We start from the raw sequence: 1,411 nt of genomic DNA, 5'->3' as shown, positions 1-1,411 counted from the left end.
CAGACCGTCGTCTAATAGCGGTTGGTGACGCAAGTCATTTCAGCGGTGAGTTCGTATGCCAGGAGCACGGTCGTCTTCGCGGTCGAGACAAGTCGCCGCATGATGGGGCTTCGCAGGGGTGAGCCTTCCAATGTCCGAAACGCACGCGACGGGCAGAGCCTGACGGTGCAACGGTCTGCACGGAATGGTTCGCTCCACGTCCTGGCAGGGACGTCTCATTGTGCCTTCATGGCAGGCGCAACCGGTCGAACAGGATCAGGCAGCGGCGGCCTTGTTGAACAGTTCGCCCGACTTCAGCATCGCATGCATGATGACGGCGAGCTTGCGGGCCACCGCAATAGCGGCGCGTTTGAAGCCGAGCTTCTCCCTCAGCGCCAAGCCCCAGGCTCGCAGATCGCTGTCGCCGCGGGTGCGGGTCAGCAGGACCGTGGCGGCCTCGTAGAGGAGCCCCCGCATGTGTGCATCGCCGCGCCGGGAAATATGGCCGTCATAGTCGACCTCGCCGGACTGGTAGCGCCGGGTGGTGAGCCCGAACCATGCGCCTACAGATCGCGACTTTTTGAAGTTCGCCGTGTCCCCGATTGCCGCGACGTATGAGCTCGCCGTGATCGCCCCCACGCCCGGTATCGACATCAGGAGCTGGCAATCGGTGCTCTGCCGGGCACCGGCGAGGATCTGTCGACCCAGTTCGGCCGCACGCAGGCGGACGCTGCGCCAGGCATCGAGCACGGGCAGGATAATACGCGACAGCGCCTCATTATCGGCGAGCAGGCGACGGACCTGCTCATCGAAGCGGCCGCCCTTGGTCGATGGCACGAGAAGGCCGAACGTCTTCATCATGCCCCGGATCTGGTTGGAAAGCTCCGTTCCGATCCTGACCAGCCGGGTGCGCGAGGCAATGAGCGTGCGCGACAGCATGCTGTCATACCCCTTCACACGAACCTCGCGGTAGAAGCCGACCTCGGCCAGTTGTGCCAGACCATCGGCGTCGTTCGCGTCGGTCTTGTTCGGCGCCATGTCGAGTGCGGCCTTGGCATGACGGGCATCGATGCAGATCGCGGGCAGACCTTCCGCCGTCAGTGCATGAAAGAACCACACCGACAGCGGCCCGGTCTCGAACACGACCCGCTTGGCGTCCGGAGCATGCTTGCGGATCAGCGCCGCAAGTGCCTGCGGGTCCGAAACACATTTGCCGCGCCAGACCCGCTTGCCGTCGCGTCGAATGGAAACCGCGGTCTCTTTCATCGAGACGTCGAGGCCGATATATTCGTCCATGGCTGTTCTCCATCAGATGTTTGGGCCCGGCTACCTGTCGTGAGCCCGTATTCTCATCTTATCGGGGAACAGCCACCCGGCATCACTATGAATGCCTCCGGTGACTCGGCTCCGCGATTACCCCATGTCCGAAAAC

The 1,411-nt window shown here is 63.2% G+C and carries 1 protein-coding gene; it reads right to left on the bottom strand.

What is annotated here, in order from left to right; genetic code table 11:
• Nucleotides 1–255: 255 nt before the first annotated feature.
• Nucleotides 256–1,275 (bottom strand): IS110 family RNA-guided transposase, encoded by a 1,020-nt coding sequence (locus AC07U4_RS24810; protein ID WP_495197604.1) that lies wholly within the window; start codon nt 1,273–1,275, stop codon nt 256–258.
• Between the last annotated feature and the right edge of the window lie 136 nt (nt 1,276–1,411).

The sequence above is a fragment of the Sphingomonas sp. GW821-FHT02B09 genome (assembly GCF_059421875.1).
Note: the sequence above shows the minus strand (reverse complement) of the source record. Positions and strands in the feature narration are given on the sequence as shown.

Excerpts from the sequence above, each read along its gene's own strand:
- AC07U4_RS24810 (WP_495197604.1), bottom strand. The coding sequence starts at position 1,275 with ATGGACGAATATATCGGCCTCGACGTCTCGATGAAAGAGACCGCGGTT.